The sequence below is a fragment of the Ensifer sp. ENS07 genome, assembly GCF_014852185.1.
GTDB classification, from domain to species: domain Bacteria; phylum Pseudomonadota; class Alphaproteobacteria; order Rhizobiales; family Rhizobiaceae; genus Ensifer; species Ensifer adhaerens.
Genome location: NZ_JACVBE010000001.1, coordinates 1,350,908 through 1,368,806 on the forward strand (window position 1 = coordinate 1,350,908; position 17,899 = coordinate 1,368,806).

The 17,899-nt window shown below is 62.2% G+C and carries 17 protein-coding genes; 7 read left to right on the top strand and 10 right to left on the bottom strand.

What is annotated here, in order from left to right; translation table 11 throughout:
• The first annotated feature begins 80 nt into the window (after positions 1-80).
• The gene (locus IB277_RS06860) at positions 81-641 is read left to right on the top strand and encodes a single-stranded DNA-binding protein (RefSeq protein WP_034791264.1); all 561 of its coding nucleotides are present in this window, start codon (positions 81-83) and stop codon (positions 639-641) included.
• A 112-nt stretch (positions 642-753) separates the two neighbouring features.
• Here IB277_RS06860 and IB277_RS06865 read toward each other — a convergent pair whose 3' ends face one another.
• The gene (locus IB277_RS06865) at positions 754-1,383 is read right to left on the bottom strand and encodes a MarC family protein (protein WP_090295526.1); all 630 of its coding nucleotides are present in this window, start codon (positions 1,381-1,383) and stop codon (positions 754-756) included.
• A 422-nt stretch (positions 1,384-1,805) separates the two neighbouring features.
• On the opposite strand from IB277_RS06865, the gene gyrA reads away from it, so the two are divergent.
• Positions 1,806-4,586, top strand: coding sequence for a DNA gyrase subunit A (gyrA, locus tag IB277_RS06870; RefSeq protein ID WP_034791267.1), 2,781 nt, complete (start codon positions 1,806-1,808; stop codon positions 4,584-4,586).
• 101 nt (positions 4,587-4,687) lie between these two features.
• Here the strand turns inward: gyrA and IB277_RS06875 are convergent, their stop codons facing one another.
• The gene (locus IB277_RS06875; RefSeq protein ID WP_371589848.1) at positions 4,688-5,602 is read right to left on the bottom strand and encodes a LysR family transcriptional regulator; all 915 of its coding nucleotides are present in this window, start codon (positions 5,600-5,602) and stop codon (positions 4,688-4,690) included.
• Positions 5,603-5,703: 101 nt separating this feature from the next.
• Here IB277_RS06875 and IB277_RS06880 point away from each other — a divergent pair, with 101 nt between their 5' ends.
• On the top strand, positions 5,704-6,711 hold the full coding sequence (locus IB277_RS06880; protein ID WP_090295520.1) for an NAD-dependent epimerase/dehydratase family protein: 1,008 nt from the start codon (positions 5,704-5,706) through the stop codon (positions 6,709-6,711).
• A gap of 40 nt (positions 6,712-6,751) precedes the next feature.
• On the opposite strand, the gene IB277_RS06885 is transcribed toward IB277_RS06880, so the two are convergent.
• Positions 6,752-7,624 carry a lytic transglycosylase domain-containing protein gene (locus tag IB277_RS06885; RefSeq protein WP_090295517.1) on the bottom strand — a complete coding sequence of 291 codons (873 nt, stop codon included), beginning with the start codon at positions 7,622-7,624 and terminating at the stop codon, positions 6,752-6,754.
• Positions 7,625-7,802: 178 nt separating this feature from the next.
• Positions 7,803-8,312 carry a GNAT family N-acetyltransferase gene (locus IB277_RS06890; protein WP_090295516.1) on the bottom strand — a complete coding sequence of 170 codons (510 nt, stop codon included), beginning with the start codon at positions 8,310-8,312 and terminating at the stop codon, positions 7,803-7,805.
• 37 nt (positions 8,313-8,349) lie between these two features.
• On the opposite strand from IB277_RS06890, the gene IB277_RS06895 reads away from it, so the two are divergent.
• Positions 8,350-8,919, top strand: coding sequence for an XRE family transcriptional regulator (locus IB277_RS06895; RefSeq protein ID WP_090295785.1), 570 nt, complete (start codon positions 8,350-8,352; stop codon positions 8,917-8,919).
• 2 nt (positions 8,920-8,921) lie between these two features.
• Here the strand turns inward: IB277_RS06895 and IB277_RS06900 are convergent, their stop codons facing one another.
• From IB277_RS06900 to trxB, 5 genes are all read right to left on the bottom strand, one after another.
• A complete protein-coding gene (locus IB277_RS06900; protein WP_090295782.1) occupies positions 8,922-9,725 on the bottom strand; it encodes an aminoglycoside phosphotransferase family protein in 804 nt (267 codons plus the stop codon).
• A 63-nt stretch (positions 9,726-9,788) separates the two neighbouring features.
• Positions 9,789-10,910: an alkene reductase gene (locus IB277_RS06905; protein WP_090295514.1), complete on the bottom strand. Its 1,122-nt coding sequence runs from the start codon at positions 10,908-10,910 to the stop codon at positions 9,789-9,791.
• Between the two features lie 42 nt (positions 10,911-10,952).
• Positions 10,953-11,243: a helix-turn-helix transcriptional regulator gene (locus IB277_RS06910; RefSeq protein WP_090295510.1), complete on the bottom strand. Its 291-nt coding sequence runs from the start codon at positions 11,241-11,243 to the stop codon at positions 10,953-10,955.
• 614 nt (positions 11,244-11,857) lie between these two features.
• On the bottom strand, positions 11,858-12,754 hold the full coding sequence (locus IB277_RS06915) for a LysR family transcriptional regulator VtlR (protein WP_034791460.1): 897 nt from the start codon (positions 12,752-12,754) through the stop codon (positions 11,858-11,860).
• Positions 12,755-12,870: 116 nt separating this feature from the next.
• Positions 12,871-13,845 (bottom strand): thioredoxin-disulfide reductase, encoded by a 975-nt coding sequence (gene trxB / locus IB277_RS06920; RefSeq protein WP_034791290.1) that lies wholly within the window; start codon positions 13,843-13,845, stop codon positions 12,871-12,873.
• A 624-nt stretch (positions 13,846-14,469) separates the two neighbouring features.
• On the opposite strand from trxB, the gene IB277_RS06925 reads away from it, so the two are divergent.
• From IB277_RS06925 to IB277_RS06935, 3 genes are read left to right on the top strand one after another with little or no spacing between them, the layout of a single operon-like run.
• Complete coding sequence (locus IB277_RS06925) at positions 14,470-14,940, top strand: Lrp/AsnC family transcriptional regulator (RefSeq protein ID WP_034791292.1); 471 nt, start codon at positions 14,470-14,472, stop codon at positions 14,938-14,940.
• Positions 14,941-14,949: 9 nt separating this feature from the next.
• Positions 14,950-15,771 (top strand): glycosyltransferase family 2 protein, encoded by an 822-nt coding sequence (locus IB277_RS06930; RefSeq protein WP_034791294.1) that lies wholly within the window; start codon positions 14,950-14,952, stop codon positions 15,769-15,771.
• Positions 15,772-15,778: 7 nt separating this feature from the next.
• Positions 15,779-16,801 carry a glycosyltransferase gene (locus IB277_RS06935; protein WP_060517419.1) on the top strand — a complete coding sequence of 341 codons (1,023 nt, stop codon included), beginning with the start codon at positions 15,779-15,781 and terminating at the stop codon, positions 16,799-16,801.
• Between the two features lie 38 nt (positions 16,802-16,839).
• On the opposite strand, the gene IB277_RS06940 is transcribed toward IB277_RS06935, so the two are convergent.
• Positions 16,840-17,898 (bottom strand): glycosyltransferase family 4 protein, encoded by a 1,059-nt coding sequence (locus IB277_RS06940; protein ID WP_090295508.1) that lies wholly within the window; start codon positions 17,896-17,898, stop codon positions 16,840-16,842.
• Position 17,899: the final 1 nt, after the last annotated feature.

A 17,899-nucleotide genomic window follows, 5' to 3' on the forward strand; every position in this document is an offset into this window, starting at 1 on the left:
GCGGCATCAGGCCGCTAAGATGCGCGCTCTTGAAATTCCAAGCCGGGTCCATGGCCCGGTGAAACCACGGGAAAAGCAACATGGCTGGAAGCGTCAACAAGGTGATCTTGATCGGAAATGTCGGGGCAGACCCGGAAATCCGGCGCACGCAGGACGGCCGGCCGATCGCCAACCTGCGCATTGCAACGTCGGAGACCTGGCGCGACCGCAACAGCGGTGAGCGCAAGGAAAAGACCGAATGGCACACGGTCGTGGTCTTCAACGAAGGCCTCTGCAAGGTTGTCGAGCAATATGTGAAGAAGGGCGCCAAGCTCTACATCGAGGGCGCGCTGCAGACCCGCAAGTGGCAGGACCAGAACGGCAACGACCGTTACTCGACCGAAGTCGTGCTGCAGGGCTTCAACTCGACGCTGACCATGCTTGACGGCCGCGGCGAAGGCGGCGGCTCCGGTGTCAGCCGTGGCGGCGGCGGTGGAGCGGGTGACTTCGGCGGCGGCGGCAACTATGGCGGCGGCGGTTACGACGATTACGACCAGCCGCGCCAGTCCTCTGGCGGCGGTCGCTCGGGCGGTGGCCAGGGCGGTCAAGGCGGCCAGGGCGGCGGCTTCTCGCGCGACATGGACGACGATATCCCGTTCTGATCGCAAGCGGATCCTGTTACAGAAAAAAACGCCACGTCCTCGGGACGTGGCGTTTTTCGTTTCCGGTCTTCTTCGACTGCATCGGGCGAAGGATGCGCCCAGCCATCCGACCTCAGGTCGCCATCGCGGATTTGACGCCGTCGACGACGAACTGCACCGCGAGTGCTGCCAGGATCACGCCGAGCAGGCGGGTGAGGATGGCGCGGCCGGTGACGCCGAGAAAGCGATCGACGCGTTCAGCGATGACCAGCGCCAGAAACAGGCTGAGCATCGACAGCGCGATGACGATCAGGAGCTGAGTGCGCTCGACAGCGGTCGGGAACGAGCCGGCAAGCAGGATCGTTGCCGAAATCGCGCCCGGCCCGGCAATGAGCGGCAGGGCCAGCGGGAAGACCGCGATGTTGTGAATGTGGTCCTTGACCGTCGCATTCTCGCCGGTCTTTTCCTTGCGCTCCTGGCGCTTCTCGAAAATCATCTCGAAGGCGATCCAGAAGAGCAGCAGGCCGCCGGCGATGCGGAAGGCGCCGATCGAGATGCCGAGCAGGCCGAGGATGCTGTTTCCGAAGAGCGCAAAGGCCGCCAGGATGAAGAAGGCGATCAGCGAGCCACGGGTGGCCACCTGAAAGCGCTCCTGCCGGCTGAGGCCGACCGTGAGGCTCAGGAAGATCGGCGCGAGGCCAGGCGGATCGAGCGTGACGAGAAGCGTCGTCAGCGCATTGACCAGGAGGTCGACATTGAACATCCGTTTCCCCTTCCGGATTTTTGCCCCGGGTTTTCCCGGTGGCATGCCTACATTGTTAGGCAAGCGGCCGGGCATTGGGAAGGGGCAGACAAACAAAGTCTCAGCAATGACTTAATCAGCAATCGCTGCGAGCGTAGAGGCCGGAAATCCGCGGCGAGTCGGGCTTTGACGGACAGGCTCTTCCGATTTCCGGCGCGATGCCCTAGAAAAGCCTGCTCCGGCGGCAAAAGACTGTTCACAACTGCTGTGCGGCTCACCGGTCCCGATTGGGATAACTGGGTGAATCGTACAGCGAATCAAGGCATTACAAGGACATCTTCACAGTCCGGCGGGCAAGTGGCGCCAAAGGCCGCAAATTGGCGCTTCCGATGGCAATCCGCTATAAATATCCGACTGATTCTGAACAAAGATCGTGATCACCATTGACTGAGCAAAGCACCCCCGGCGGCGGAAAAACTCCGCCAGGCATCGAGCCGATTTCCATCATCGAGGAAATGCAGCGGTCCTATCTCGATTACGCGATGAGCGTTATCGTCAGCCGCGCGCTTCCCGACGTGCGTGACGGTCTGAAACCCGTGCACCGCCGCATCCTCTACGGGATGAGCGAGCTCGGCATCGACTGGAACAAGAAATACGTCAAATGCGCCCGTGTGACCGGGGACGTGATGGGTAAGTACCACCCGCACGGCAACGCCGCGATCTACGACGCGCTGGCACGCATGGCGCAGGACTGGTCGCTCCGCCTGCCGCTGATCGACGGCCAGGGCAACTTCGGTTCGGTCGACGGCGACCCGCCCGCGGCCGAGCGCTACACCGAATGCCGCCTGCAGAAGGCCGCGCATTCGCTGCTCGACGATCTCGACAAGGAAACGGTCGACTTCCGCGACAACTATGACGGCACCCTGCAGGAGCCGGCGGTCGTTCCCGCGAAGTTCCCGAACCTGCTCGTCAACGGCGCCGGCGGTATTGCCGTCGGCATGGCGACGAACATTCCGCCGCACAACCTGGTCGAAGTCATCAACGGCTGCATGGCGCTGATCGACAATCCGGCGATCGAACTGCCGGAACTGATGGAAATCATCCCCGGCCCGGATTTCCCGACTGGCGCGCTGATCCTTGGCCGCTCGGGCATCCGCTCGGCCTATGAGACCGGCCGCGGCTCCGTCATCATGCGCGGCCGTGCGCATATCGAACCGATGCGCGGCGACCGCGAGCAGATCATCATCACCGAGATCCCGTTCCAGGTGAACAAGGCGACGATGATCGAGAAGATGGCCGAGCTGGTCCGCGAGAAGCGTATCGAAGGCATCTCGGACCTGCGTGACGAATCGGACCGCCAGGGCTACCGCGTCGTCATCGAACTGAAGCGCGATGCCAATGCCGATGTCATCCTGAACCAGCTTTACCGCTACACGCCGCTGCAGACCTCGTTTGGCTGCAACATGGTGGCACTGAACGGCGGCAAGCCCGAGCACATGACGCTGCTCGACATGCTGCGTGCCTTTGTCTCGTTCCGCGAGGAAGTTGTTAGCCGGCGTACGAAATACCTGCTGCGCAAGGCGCGTGACCGTGCCCATGTGCTCGTCGGTCTTGCCATCGCGGTTGCCAACATCGACGAAATCATCAAGCTCATCCGCCATGCGCCCGACCCGCAGACGGCGCGCGAGCAGTTGATGGAGCGCCGCTGGCCGGCCCATGACGTCGAGAGCCTCATCCGCCTCATCGACGACCCGCGCCACCGCATCAACGAGGACGGCACCTACAACCTCTCGGAAGAGCAGGCCCGCGCCATCCTCGACCTGCGCCTGCAGCGCCTGACAGCGCTCGGCCGCGACGAAATCGGCGACGAACTCAACAAGATCGGCGAGGAAATCAAGGATTACCTCGACATCCTGTCGTCGCGCCTGCGTATCATGAGCATCGTCAAGGACGAACTCGTCGCCATCCGCGACGAGTTCGGCACCCCGCGCCGGTCCGAGATCATGGAAGGCGGCCCCGACATGGACGATGAGGATCTCATCGCCCGTGAAGACATGGTCGTGACCGTCTCGCATCTCGGCTACATCAAACGCGTGCCGCTGACGACCTACCGCGCGCAGCGCCGTGGCGGCAAGGGCCGTTCGGGCATGGCGACCCGGGACGAGGATTTCGTTACCCGGCTATTCGTTGCCAATACCCATACGCCGGTTCTGTTCTTCTCCTCGCGTGGCATCGTCTACAAGGAGAAGGTCTGGCGCCTGCCGATCGGCACGCCGCAATCGCGCGGCAAGGCGCTGATCAACATGCTGCCGCTGGAACCCGGCGAACGCATCACCACGATCATGCCGCTGCCCGAGGATGAGGCAACCTGGGAAAACCTCGACGTCATGTTCTCGACGACCCGCGGCACGGTTCGCCGCAACAAGCTGTCGGACTTCGTCCAGGTCAACCGCAACGGCAAGATCGCGATGAAGCTCGAGGAAGAGGGCGACGAGATTCTCTCCGTCGACACCTGTACGGAGCATGACGACGTCATGCTGACGACAGCGCTCGGCCAGTGCATCCGCTTCCCGGTCGACGACGTGCGCGTCTTTGCCGGCCGCAACTCGATCGGCGTTCGTGGCATCAATCTCGGCGACGGCGACCGCATCATCTCGATGGCGATCCTTGGCCATGTCGAGGCCGAACCGTGGGAGCGTGCCGCCTATCTCAAGCGCGCTGCGGCGGAACGTCGGGCGACGAACGGCGACGAGGAAGAAATCGCTCTGGTCGGCGAGGAAGTCGCTGACGGCGGAGAACTGTCGAACGAACGCTTCGAGGAACTGAAGGCACGCGAACAGTTCGTGCTGACGGTCTCGGAGAAGGGCTTCGGCAAGCGCTCGTCGTCCTACGATTTCCGGACTTCGGGCCGTGGCGGCAAGGGCATCCGCGCCACCGACACCTCGAAGACGACGGAAATTGGCGTGCTCGTCGCGGCCTTCCCGATCGAAGACAACGACCAGATCATGCTTGTATCCGACGGCGGCCAATTGATCCGCGTGCCGATCAATGGCGTCCGGCTTGCGAGCCGCGCGACCAAGGGCGTTACCATCTTCTCGACCGCCAAGGACGAGAAGGTCGTTTCGGTCGAGCGCATCAGCGAACCGGAAAGCGACGAAGAGGAAGGCGAAGAGGCGGCCGTCGAGAACGGCGCAGCGGAAACGCCAGCCGAATCCGAAGATTAAGCGCTCGACTTGAAGTGCCAAGGAAACTGAAAGCCCGCCATTTTGGCGGGCTTTTTTGTGCGTAGGACTAGTATTGAGCAGCAGCGGGAGGTGTCTGAAAGTCAGATTTCGGTATTCGCGTCTGCAAGCGCAGTGCCACGAATATAGGCCCGCAGTCCCGCGGCAAGTGCGTCGAACGTGACGCGACAGCGGGGAGCCGTCTTCAGGTTCTCATGCATCACCAGCCAGGTATCGAGCTTCATCTCGAACAGGCCGGGCAGCACTGGGCGGAGGTCGGGATCGCGTGCCGCAAGTCCGTTCTGGCAGATGCCGACGCCGAAGCCGGCGCGGATTGCGGCCAATTGGGCAAGATTGCTGTCGGCCCTCAGCGCAAAGCGTGTAGCCGGCAGTTCGGGCGAGCGGGCGATGATCGCCCGGATCGCAGCAGTCTCTCGGTCGTAACCGATCAGGCTGTGATTGCTAAGGTCTGCCAGTGTCTGCGGCATGCCGCGTCGCTCGATGTAGCGGCGATGGGCGTGAAAGCCTAAGGGAACCGCGCCGAGATGGCGGGCGATCAGCGCATCCTGTGCGGGCGCCACCATGCGCACCGCGATATCGGCCTCCTGGCGCAAGAGGTCCTCGACCGTGTCCGAGGCGGAGAGCTCGATCGTCAATGCAGGATAGGCGGCGTGCAGTTCTGAAAGGATCGGCGGCAGGACCTCGATGCCGATGACTTCGCTGGCGCTGATGCGCACAGTGCCGCTGACCGTATCGCGCTGGCCCGACGCGGCGCGCAAGAGCGCAGCCGACGTCGCGGCGAGCGTCTCGGCATAGGGCTTGAGTGCCAACGCGGCGTCGGTCGGCAACAGACCGTGCGGGGAGCGCACGAACAGCGGATAGCCGAGTGTCGCTTCCATGGCGTCCACGTGCCGGCCAACGGTCGGTTGCGTCAGGCCAAGCTCGCGGGCGGCGGCTGACAACGATCCCTCCTTAAGCACGGCGAGGAATGTTCGGTAGAAATCCCAGCTCAAATCCATCTTGCTCATGGATTTCAGTATAGCCGCGCAAGGTTTTTCGGCAATTCCGTTTAGCTCGTGAATGCGTGATCCTGCCTTCATCGAAGCGGATGGAGTGTGACATGACCGAGATGCAGCAGAGAACAAGACGTGTGCTGGTGCTCGGCGCGACGGGCGGTATCGGCAGCGCCGTCGCCCGTGGGCTCCTCAGGCGCGGCTGGCAGGTGCATGCCTTGAACCGAAACGCCGCGACGGCGGCGCAGGCCGAGCCGGCGTTCGACTGGCGGCAAGGCGATGCCATGAACGCGGACGACGTTCGCACTGCTGCCGAAGGGGTGGATCTGATCGTGCACGCGGTCAATCCGCCGGGTTACCGCAATTGGGGCACCTTGGTGCTGCCGATGCTGGACAATACGATCGCCGCCGCCAAGGCCACCGGTGCACGCATCCTTTTACCGGGAACGATCTACAATTTCGGCCGCGACGCCTTTCCCGTCCTGACGGAGGACGCGCCGCAGAACCCGGATACCGACAAGGGTCTGATCCGCAGGGAGATGGAGCGCCGTCTGAAGGACGCCTCGGAGGCAGGTGTCGGCGTCATCATCGTGAGGGCAGGCGACTTCTTCGGTCCCGGTGCGGCCAATAACTGGTTTTCGCAAGGGCTGATAAAGCCGGGCAGAGCGTTGGGCGCGATTTCCTACCCGGGCCGCGAGGGGATCGGCCACCAATGGGCCTATCTGCCCGATGTCGCCGAAACCATGATCCGCCTCGTCGAGCGCGCCGAGGACCTGCCGCCTTTCGCCGTTTACCACATGCGCGGCTTCCTCGACCGCAATGGAACCGAGATGATCGCGGCGATCCGCCGGGTTGTCGGCAAGCCGGCGCTTCCCGTCCGGGCCTTCCCGTGGTGGCTGATCGACTTGGCTTCGCCCTTCGTTCCGCTCTTCAGGGAGTTGCGCAAGATGCGCTATCTCTGGCGCGAACCGTTGAGAATGCCAAACGAGCGGCTGCTTGCCGTGCTCGGCGAAGAGCCGCACACGCCGATCGACGAGGCGGTTGCAACGACGCTCGTCGGACTTGGCTGCCTGAACGCCCCGCGGGCGCTTCCGCAAGGGATTGCCGCAGGCTAGCGCGCGCTCATGTCCAGGATCGGACAGGCCTCGATAGCTGTCAGTTCCGGAAGACGAGGCAAGCGCCGCCACTCTTGCGGATGGTGGCGCAAAGCTTGTTCGCGTCCGCCTGGGTCTCGCGGCCGATGCGTGCGGCGTAGCGGATTCGCAGGCCGAAGCTGGCATTGCGCTCGCGCAGCAGAAGCGCCTTCTCGCTGCGGATCGGCTCCGGCAGGCGCTTGACGGCGCTGACGAACAGTCGCTGCGCCACTGATTTCTGGAAATGCGCGGCAAGCTGTACGCCCCAGGGCGCCCATTCGGCTTCGTCGATCACCTCGATGTCGCGGAGGTTGCGGGTGCTGGCGAGCGCCACACAGCCGTCGATGAAGCTCTTGTTCTTGTCGAGCGTCAGGTCGAGGATCTTCGGCGGATTGTCGCGCCAGTCCTCGACGCTGTAGGCGGTGATCGCGAGCACGTAGTTGCGCGTTTCCGCCGGCAGCCAATCGACCTCGAGAAAACGCTCCAGCCCGTTCTCGCCGGCATTGTAGGCGGCAGCCGCATAGCCGAGATTGCCGTAGCGCGACTTGAGTTCGTTCAGATACTCTGCCGACTTGCCAAGCGCCTCGACGACATCGAAGCTGTTGTTGAGCCCTCGCATCTTCGCCGTTCCAGGCATGAATTGCGCGATGCCTTCGGCACCCTTGGGGCTGACGGCATTGGGCCGGAACAGGCTTTCGCGCCAGATGAGCCGGGCGAAGAAGGCCGCGGGCAGGTCGTTGACCGTCGCATAGTGGTCGATCACGCCGCAGATATCGCGGGCGAAGTTTTCCTTGCTGATGCAGAGCGACTTGGCGGAGTCGGTGGCCGACGGGCCGGAATAGACGCACTTGGGCTGCGCGGCGAAGTCGTCGATACGAGCCTCTGCCTCGCTCATGTTTAATGCAGGAATGCTGACAGCCAACGCCAGTGCCGCTCTCGCGATACGCGCCCAGGCGCCCGATCTGACCTTCCGCCGAAGACCCACGTCAAAACATTTCCAGAAACAGTCCTTGAAGGTTCATAGCATCTCCCGCCGCCTAGACAAACGGCCATTGTCGAGGCGCCGCCGCGGGTTAGCGCGGCGAGCCCGTCGGAAGCACCAGTTGCATGAATGTCAGATCAAGCCAGCGGCCGAACTTCGTGCCGACCTCACGCTGCCGGCCGGTATCCTCGAAACCCAGTTGGGCATGAAGGCGGATCGAGGCTGCGTTCTCCGATTCGATGCCGGCGATCATCACATGTTTGCCAAGCCGTTCGGCCTCGGCGATCAACGCGACCATGAGTTTCCGGCCGATGCCGCCACCGCGCCGATCCTTGTGAACATAGACGGAGTGCTCGACCGTATGGCGATAGCCATCGAAGGCGCGCCAATCGCCGAAGGATGCATAGCCGATGACATCGCCTTCCTCGGAGACCGCCACCAGTACAGGATAACCCACGTCCGTGCGCGCCTTCAACCAGGCCACGCGATTGGCGACATCGACCAGGGTCTCGTTCCAGATCGCCGTCGTGTTCGCCACGGCGTCGTTGTAGATCTCGCAGATGACTGGCATATCGTCTTGGATGGCCGCCCGGATCAGCATGCTTGCTCCTCGCATTCGTTCACTATATGACTACGATATGAATACTAAAGTAGACAGTCTGGATCAACGGCTCAGTGAACGAATTCGTCTGGAAAGAGAGGGGCGCGGCTGGTCGCTGAGCGAGCTTTCGGAGCGATCGGGCGTCTCGCGCGCGATGATCCACAAGGTAGAGCGGGGCGATAGCAGCCCGACGGCGACGCTGCTGGCAAAGCTCGCCGGCGCGTTCGGGCTCACCATGTCCAGCCTGATCGCGCGTGCGGAGATTAGCCAGGGCAGGCTGTCGCGGCGCCAGGATCAGGCGGTGTGGCGCGATCCGCAGACCGGATATCTTCGGCGCCACGTCTCGCCGATGTCGGACCTGCCGCTGGAGCTCGTCGAGGTCGAGCTTCCGGCCGGCGCCGAGGTGCCGATCCCGGCATCCGCCTATGCGCTCCATCGCCGGTGGATATGGGTGACTGCGGGGCGCCTGACCTTCGTGGAAGGACTGGAGACCCATACGCTTGGCATCGGGGATTGCCTGGAGCTCGGCCCGCCGCAGGATTGCGTCTTCCGCAATGTCGGCGGAGAGACCTGTATCTACGCCGTCGTCCTGTTGCGGACGGGTTGAGCCTAGCTGCCGAGCTCGGCGATTGCGATCCGCGCCATCGTAAGGTCGTTCTCGACGCCGAAATCGTCATGGTCTTCCAGGAACCAGGCTGCGGAAAGCCCGGCATAGGCAAGCACCCAGTTGAGAATGCGGTGCGGGTGAAGGCCGGTCTCCTTCGCGACAATCGGCAGATGCCGCTGCAGCCGGCCCGGAGCGGTGACCAGGGGCAGTTCCGGATTGCAGAACAGGTTGGCGTAGTCGTATCCGCGATCGCCGAGGACGCGTTTCGGATCGATCGCCAGCCAGCCGCGGTCGCCAAAATCGAGGATGTTGGCGTGGTGGACGTCGGCATGCAGCACGACCGGCGGTTCGGGATCTGCAAAAAGGCTTTTCGCCGCCTCGAGCGCGCGGGCAAAGAGACCGCCTTGAGCGGGAGCAGCCGTCTCCAGGGAAGCGAACCATTTGTCGAGTGGAACGAGACCGCCGGGAACCGGTGTTGAGCGCGGCGCATGGAGCTCGGCGACGGTGCGGCAGATGATGCGCGTCACTTCCTCGTCGCTTCCGGTCATCGCCATGTGGAAAAGGTTGCGCTGGCTGTCCGTGCGCTCCATCAGCACCGCGTCGCCATCGGCTTCATAGACCTTTGCAGCGCCATGCCCGTTCCAGTAGAGCAGGGGCAGGCGACCATACTTCTCTTCCGGGTCCTCGGCGACCTTGAGCATCGCCTGCTGGCCGCGATAGCGGACGGGGTAAAGACGGCTGGAGGGGGTTACGATGACGTCGCCGTCAGGATGCAATGACCATTTTTCTGAATATAGCGAAAACATAAGCTCTTCATTCCCAAAGACAAATGCCCCGCCGAAGAGGCGGAGCATTGCCATGTGGGAGTGTCAGGCGACCTGTTCAAGGGCTGGATAGTCGGTATAGCCCTTGGCGCCACCGCCGTAGAAGGTTGCCTGATCCGGCGCGTTGAGCGGCGCATCGCGCTTCAACCGTTCGACGAGATCCGGGTTGGCGATGAACGGCTTGCCGAAAGCGACAAGGTCGGCTTCGCCGTCCTTGACCGTCTTTACCGCGAGTGCCCTGTCATAGCCATTATTGGTCATCCAGGCAGCCTTGCCGCCGGCAGCGACATAGGTCGAACGCAGGGCGTCGTAGTCGAATGGCTGGTCGCCCTGCTGGTGGTCGCGCGGGCCGCCGGTCGCGCCTTCGATGATGTGGACATAGGCGAGGGGGTAGCGAGCGAGGTTCTTGACCACATGGCCGAACACCTCCTGCGGTTGCGGATCAAAGGCATCGTTGGCGGGAGTGACGGGCGAAAGGCGGATACCGACCCGGCCGGCGCCGATTTCATTCGTCACGACATCCATGACCTCGAACAAAAAGCGGGCGCGGTTTTCGATCGAACCGCCGTAGGTATCCGTGCGGTGGTTCGAACCCGAACGCAGGAACTGGTCAATGAGATAGCCGTTGGCCGCATGGATCTCGATGCCATCGAAGCCGGCGTCGATCGCGGCGCGCGCAGCCTTGCGATAGTCCTCGACGATCGCTTCGATCTCGGTGGTCTCCAGTGCATGCGGCTCGGAGGTTTCGGCAAAGGAGCCAGTACCGTCCGAATTGACCAGATAGGTCTTCGACTTGGCGCGAACGGCCGACGGCGCAACAGGCTTGCCGCCACCCGGCTGCAGAGAATCATGCGAAATGCGACCGACATGCCACATCTGGACGACGATCCGGCCGCCCTTGGCGTGCACCGCGTCCGTCACCTTGCGCCAGCCTTCAAGCGCTTCCGGCGTATAGAGGCCCGGAACGTCGGCATAGCCCTGGCCCTGCTGGGTGATCGCCGTTCCCTCCGAGATCAGCAGGCCTGCCGTCGCGCGCTGCTCGTAGTAGGTCACATTCAGGGTGTTCGGAACGGCGCCCGGGGATCGGTTGCGGGTGAGCGGCGCCATCACGATGCGGTTTTTCAGCGCGATGTCACCAATGGTGATGGGGTCGAAAAGCGAGGCCATGGGAGGTCCTTTCAGGGGGCTGCTTGGGAGAAGGTGGTTGATTCAGAGATCGCCGATGCTCTCGAGGAAGGCGGCGATCGTCTCTTCATCGCGGCGGTAGAAGATCCATTGGCCAACCTTGCGGGTTGTCACGAGGCCGGCGCGCTGAAGCACAGCGAGATGCGAGGAAACGGTCGACTGCGACAGGCCGCAGCGTTCGAACTGGCCGGCACATACGCCGAGATCGAGCGGATGCTCCTGGGTCGGAAAATGGCGCTGCGGCTCCTTCAGCCAGGCGAGGATGTTCACCCGCAAGGGATGGGCAAGCGCCTTGAGGATTTCGTCTCGGTCCATGGTATATCGCCATATCGTGTTTTAACGATAAATGTATCGCTAAAACACGATATTCAAATCACAAGACCGTGAGCGTGCTGCAGGCAAAAAAAGAGGGCCTCAAGAAAACTTGGGCCCTTGTAGTTGTGAAGGTAATAAGAACCTCCAGAGGGGAACAGCTAATGCGGTGGCGGGGAGGAGAAGCCACCAAGAATGCATCAGCTGCATTTTAATATGGGAAGCGAAGTATCGGCTTTCAATAGCCGGCTGTGATTTTCGTCACGTTTCGCCTGTATCTAACAGTAGACAAAAAAAGAGGGCCACAAGATGACTTGGGCCCTTATAAGTTGTGAAGGTAATTAAACCTCCAGAGGGGAACAGCTGCTGCGGTGGCACTGGGAGGAGAAGCCACCAAAGATGCATCAGCTGAGTTTGGTATGCTGCTTTTTTGGGCGCGCAACAATCATTTTCTGTGCATGACAGCCATGTCATGCGCGCATCCCTGCCTATTTCTGCGGCGAACAATAAAAATGCGCCGCACAATATAGACGGCGCATCCGTAATATCGATGTAAAAACAGATGGTTGACGGCCTCTTGGGGAAATGCTCGGAAAATGAGCATTCGCCGAAGCGTCTTAAAAGTTCCAGTTGCGGGCCTTGGCGACGATGTAGTCGCGGAAGACCTTGAGCTTCGCGGCGTTCTTCATCTCGTCCGGATAGCAGAAATAGGTATCGAAGGACGGGATGTCGGCGCTGATCGGCAGCTGGATGAGGCCAGGATCGCGGCCGACGATATAGTCGGGCAGCATGGCGACGCCGATGCCGAGCAGGCAGGCGCGCTTGATCGAGGTCTGGCTGTTGATCTGCAGGTGCGACACGCGTGGATTGTCGGAATCGCGGCCGGCGATCTCGAGCCAGTTCACGTCGAGCAGATAGTTCGGCGCCGGCTCGCCGAATGTGATGATGCGGTGGTTGTCGAGGTCCTCGACCGACTGCGGCTCGCCATACTTGTTGATGTAGGAGGGGGCGGCGTAAACGTGCATGTGCACGGTGAAGAGCTTGCGCTGGATGAGGTCCGACTGCTGCGGCTGACGCAGGCGGATGGCACAGTCCGCGTGGCGCATGTTCACGTCCAGCTCCTCATTGTCGAGGATGAGCTGAACCTGCACGTCCGGGTGCAGCGACATGAACTCCTGGATCTTGTCGGTGAGCCAGCCCTGGCCGAGCCCGACCGTGGTGGTGATGCGCAGCTTGCCGCTCGGCTTGTCCGTGGTTTCGCTCAGTTGGACCTTGACACTCTCGAGCTTCATCAGCACTTCATGCGCGGTGCGATAGAGGATCTCGCCCTGTTCCGTGAGGATCAGGCCGCGCGCATGGCGGTGGAACAGCTTGATGCCGACATCCTGCTCCAGCGAACTCACCTGCCGGCTGATCGCGGACTGCGAAAGATGAAGCTTGTCTGCCGCATGGGTGAACGACCCAGCCTCGGCCGCCGCGTGAAAAATGCGCAGTTTGTCCCAGTCCAGCGACATGTAGTCCCCCATAAGAAACCACTCCGGAAGACGGGGTCCTGTCTTCCGGGCGTGGCTGATGCATCTGTTCCCACACGGGCGAGGTGCCTCAGCGGCACCACCCCGATTCGCAGCTTCTATTCGGCTGCAATTGCGACGGGCATATGACCCGCCAGGTATTTCTCGGCCTCAAGCGCTGCCATGCAGCCCATGCCGGCCGCCGTAACCGCTTGACGGTAAATGTCGTCCGTCACGTCGCCTGCGGCAAAAACGCCGGGCACGTCGGTCGCCGTCGAATCGGCCGCGGTCCAAAGATAGCCGTTGGACTTCTGCCGAAGCTTGCCTTTGAAAAGTTCGACTGCCGGCGCGTGGCCGATCGCGACGAACACGCCGTCGGTGACCATGTCGGAGGTTTCGCCGGTCTTGGTGTTGCGCAGCTTCACGCCGTTGACGGAAGCGGGCATCGGCGGCTTGGCCGGCGCACCCAGGTATTCCGTGACCTCGTGATCCCAGATCACCTTGACGTTCGGCTTGGCGAACAGGCGCTCTTGCAGGATCTTCTCGGCGCGGAAGCTATCACGGCGGTGAACGACAGTGACCGTCTTGGCGAGGTTCGAGAGATAGAGCGCTTCCTCAACGGCCGAGTTGCCGCCGCCGACGACGATCACGTCCTTGTTGCGATAGAAGAAGCCGTCACAGGTGGCGCAGGCCGAGACGCCGAAGCCCATGAAGGTCGGTTCGGTCTCGATGCCGAGCCACTTGGCCTTGGCGCCGGTTGCGATGATCAGCGCGTCCGCCGTCCAGTCGTTACCGCTGTCGGTCTTGATGCGGAACGGGCGCACCGACAGATCGACATCGGTCACGAGATCGTTGACGATCTCGGCGCCGACATGGGTCGCCTGCTTCAGCATCTGTTCCATCATCCACGGGCCTTGGACCGGATCGGCATAGCCCGGGTAGTTTTCGACGTCAGTCGTGATCATCAACTGGCCGCCCTGTTCCATACCGGCGATCAGTACGGGCTCGAGCATGGCGCGCGCCGTATAGATGGCGGCGGTATAGCCAGCCGGGCCGGAGCCGATGATCAGCACTTTCACGTGACGGGCAGTCATAATCTTGTCCTTCGCTCATCGGAGAGGATTGCCTCCACATCCGATTCCATTGCGTCAATGGGAAATCGTCCCATACTTTAGGTATTCCCCACCATGACTTTCAAGAGTGCGCAGCCTGATACACACAAGTGCTTGAGCCTCAAGCCCGCTTTTGCCACCAGATGACGCGCTTAGGGCACAGGCGTCGGCCCGGCATCGATCCGCGCCTCGCGCCGACAATGGAGCGCTCTTCGCGTCGCTCCTGAAGATGTCCACCTCTATTTGCGCATCTACCGGCATCGCCAACGCCATTTTCCCGCGAATAGTCGGCCGGGCTGCTTGTTGTCCAGCGGGTTTGACGATATTTCACGCGGATTCACTTTGCTGGAGAAGCATATGGGGTTGAATGCCGGCCGTGCATGGTTGCACTGCGAAAGCGCTGCGCTCGGCCACGCACCGACTCGAGACGACCTTGCCCTTGACGAGCGCGCCTTGCTGAAAATCTCGACCGAGATGATCGCGGCAGCGCCGGGATAGGCAGACATCAGTCGACGTCGCCCGCCATCGGGGCAACCTCACCATCGGCAGACACAAGTTTTCGACTTTGCCTCGCGCTCAAAGTCACCACGAAAAGGACGAACGTTCATGACGAAACAAGTCGAGCTCGACGCTATCGATCTCAAGATCCTTCGCGAGCTCCAGCGTGATGGCCGGATGACCAATGTCGATCTCGCGCAAAGGGTCGGCATCTCCGCGCCGCCCTGCCTCCGGCGCGTGCGCAAGCTCGAAGAGACCGGCGTCATCAAGGGCTATCACGCACTGCTGAACGCACCGGCGCTCGGCTTCGATCTCGTCGCTTTCTGCATGGTCGGCCTGAAGCGTCAGTCGGAGGCCGACCTCAAGGCGTTCTCGGCCGCTACTGCAGAATGGCAGATCGTCCGGCAGGCCTGGACGGTTTCCGGCGAAAGCGACTTCCTGCTGCATTGTGTTGCCGAAAACCTCACGACTTTCCAGGATTTCGTCATCGAAGTGCTGACGGCCAATGAACGGGTCGACACGGTGCGCACGATGCTGACCATTCGCCAGGTCAAGGATATCGGCCTCGTCCAGATCTAAGGCCCGCCCATGAACAAGCTTCCGCTGTCCGCCTTCATCATCTGCCAGAACGAAGAAGCCTATCTCGGCAATTGCATCGAGAGCCTCGAGCAATGCTCAGAAATCGTCATCGTCGATTCCGGCTCGACCGACGGAACGGCAGCACTCGTGCAGTCCTACATCGACAAGGGTTGGCCGATCCGTTTCCTGCATGAGCCGTGGCGGGGCTATGCCGGCCAGAAGCAGTTCGCGCTCGACCAATGCACGCAGCCCTGGTGCTTCAACATCGATTCCGACGAACGCCTGGACGAACCGCTGAAGGCACTGCTGCCCTCGCTGCTCGATGCGCCGCCGGAGACGGTCGGCTGGCGCGTCGCGCGCAGGCCCTACCTCATCGGCTACGGCTACACGCCGGAGCGGGCGCACGAGCGGCGAAACCTGCGTCTGATCCGCCAGGGCAGGGGACGATACGATCTCAATCAGAAAGTCCACGAGGGGATCGTGCCGGATGGCGCGGTCGGCGCCGCTGCCAAGGGCAGCCTGCTGCACTATCGGCCGCTGATCATCGACGAGCAGATCCTCAAGGAAAACAAGTATTCGACGCTGAAGGCCGATCAGCAGTTCGCCGCCGGTAAGTCGGCGCGCCCTTACAAAATGCTGTTCAGCCCGCCACTCTATTTCCTTAGGCTTTATTTCCGCAACGGCCTGTGGCGCTGCGGTTTTCCAGGCTTCATTGAGGCGATGACGGGAGCGGTGTACGCTTTCCTGACCGCCGCCAAGATCTATCAGAGGCACGCGCTCAAGCGGCATCCGAACCATGACGACATGGATCGGCGCGCCAGCAAGCGGTGAGGTTTTCATGAAAGTCATGCATTTTCACTTCGGCAAGGATGGCGGCGCTGAGCGTTTCTTCGTCCACCTGGTCAACGCGCTCGCCGAGCGTGGCGTCGAGCAGACCTCGGTCATCCGCCATGGTCGTATCTGGAAGAAGGACATCGAGGGTGCGACGCGCATCATCGAAAGCAACTTCCGCAACCTGTCGCTCGACCGGATCCTCCTGCCGATGAAGGTCAGCAGCATGGCACGCCGCGAAAAGCCGGATGCGCTGTTTGCCTGGATGCCGCGCGCCAGCCGCCTGATGCCCAACTACAAGGGCTGCATCAAGATCTCGCGTCTCGGCGACTATCCGCTGCGGCTCGACTATTTCCGCAACACCGATTGCCTCGTCTGCAACACGCCGGGCATTGCCGAGCATGTGCGCAAGATCGGCTGGAAGCGCGACGTCGAAGTCATCTCCAACTTCACCGGAACCGAGCGGGTCGCGCCCATCAGCCGCGCCACGCTCGACACGCCTGAGAACGTGCCTGTGGTCATGTCGATGGGGCGCTTCGTTCCGCGCAAGGGCTTCCACACGCTGATCCAGGCGATCGCCAAGGTGCCGGACGCCTATCTGTGGCTCGTCGGCGATGGCGAAGAACGTGCAAATTTGGAGAAACTGGCCGCCGACCTCGGCGTAGCAAAGCGCGTGCGTTTCGCCGGCTGGCAGAAGGACACGCGGCCTTTCCTTGCCGCTTCCGACATCTTCGTGATGGCGTCGAGCCACGAGCCGCTCGGCAACGTAATCCTCGAATCCTGGGCGCAAGGGACACCGGTTGTTTCCAGCCGTTCGGAAGGGCCGCAATGGTTCATGCGCGATGGCGAAAACGGCTTGATGGTCGATATCGGTGACGCCGACGGCTTTGCCCAGGCAATCGACCGCATCGCGGGCGATACGTCGCTCGGTGAACGGCTTGCCGAACGTGGGCACGAGACCCTGATGAACCAGTTCTCGAAGCAGGCGATTACCGACGCCTATCTGAAGCTCTTCGCTTCGAAGCGCTGAGAGAGTCTAGTGCGAGGCTGCCACGCGGTGGCAGCCTGTCAGGGACGCATCAGGCGTTCATAGACCGCGTTGATCGCGCGGGCCTCGCCCTCTATCGCAAAGGATGCGCGGGTCAGCCCCAGACCGTTCGCGCCAGCCAAGGTCCGGCGATGATCATCGTCCATGAAGCCAGCCGTTGCCTCGACCATGGCCTGTAGATCGTTGGCGGCGATCACGGCGCCGGTTTCCTGCTCTCCGACGACGACCAGTTCCGAAAACGCGCCGACGTCGGTTGCGATAACGGGCACGCCTGTCGCCATCGCTTCGAGCGGCGTCAGCCCGAAACCTTCCCAGCGCTGCGGCGCGATGAAGAGATCGAGCCCACGATACCAGTCCGGAATGTTGGTGTGTTCGCCAACGAAACGGATGCGGTCGGTGAGCCCGGCCTTTGCGACCCGCTCTTTCAATTCGTTCTCGAAGGCGACGTGCGGGCCGGTGGCGCGACCGGCGACGATGGCACTCCAGCCAGGCCGGCACGGCAGAAGCCCAACCATGCTGTCGACGAAGAGATCCGTGCCCTTCTGCTTACGCACCCGCCCGAAGCAGCCGACATATTTTTGGTTGGGGTCGAGCCCGAGCGCAGCTTTGGCTGCCGCTGTGTCAACCGGCGGCTGGAAGCGCTTGGTATCTATGCCGTGCAGGATCACCGTGTTCGGCACTTGCAGATAGGCGGCGGTCTTGCCGCTGGTCGCGATTACCGCGTCCATTCGCGAAATCAGAAACTTGCTCCAGCCGGTGTGGCGGCGCTGCGACGCAGAGGTGAAGACGATCCTCAGCTTCATGCCGAGAAGGTCGCGCAGCACGATCGCCGGCAGCATTTCGACATTGCGGCGGGCATGCCAGACCCGGCAGGGCCGTCCGTCCGGTGCGCTCCACAGGCGCAGGAGATCGCGGAAGCGGATCGAGGGCAGGGTGTCAGGCAAACCCGGGCCAAGCACGGCGATCTTTTCGCCGAGCGCGCGCTGGATCGGAATTAACTGGATGATGGTGGACGTCACGCCCGAGAGGCGGCGCTTGAAATTGGGAGCGATGACCTCGACGTTCCGGATATCGGCCACG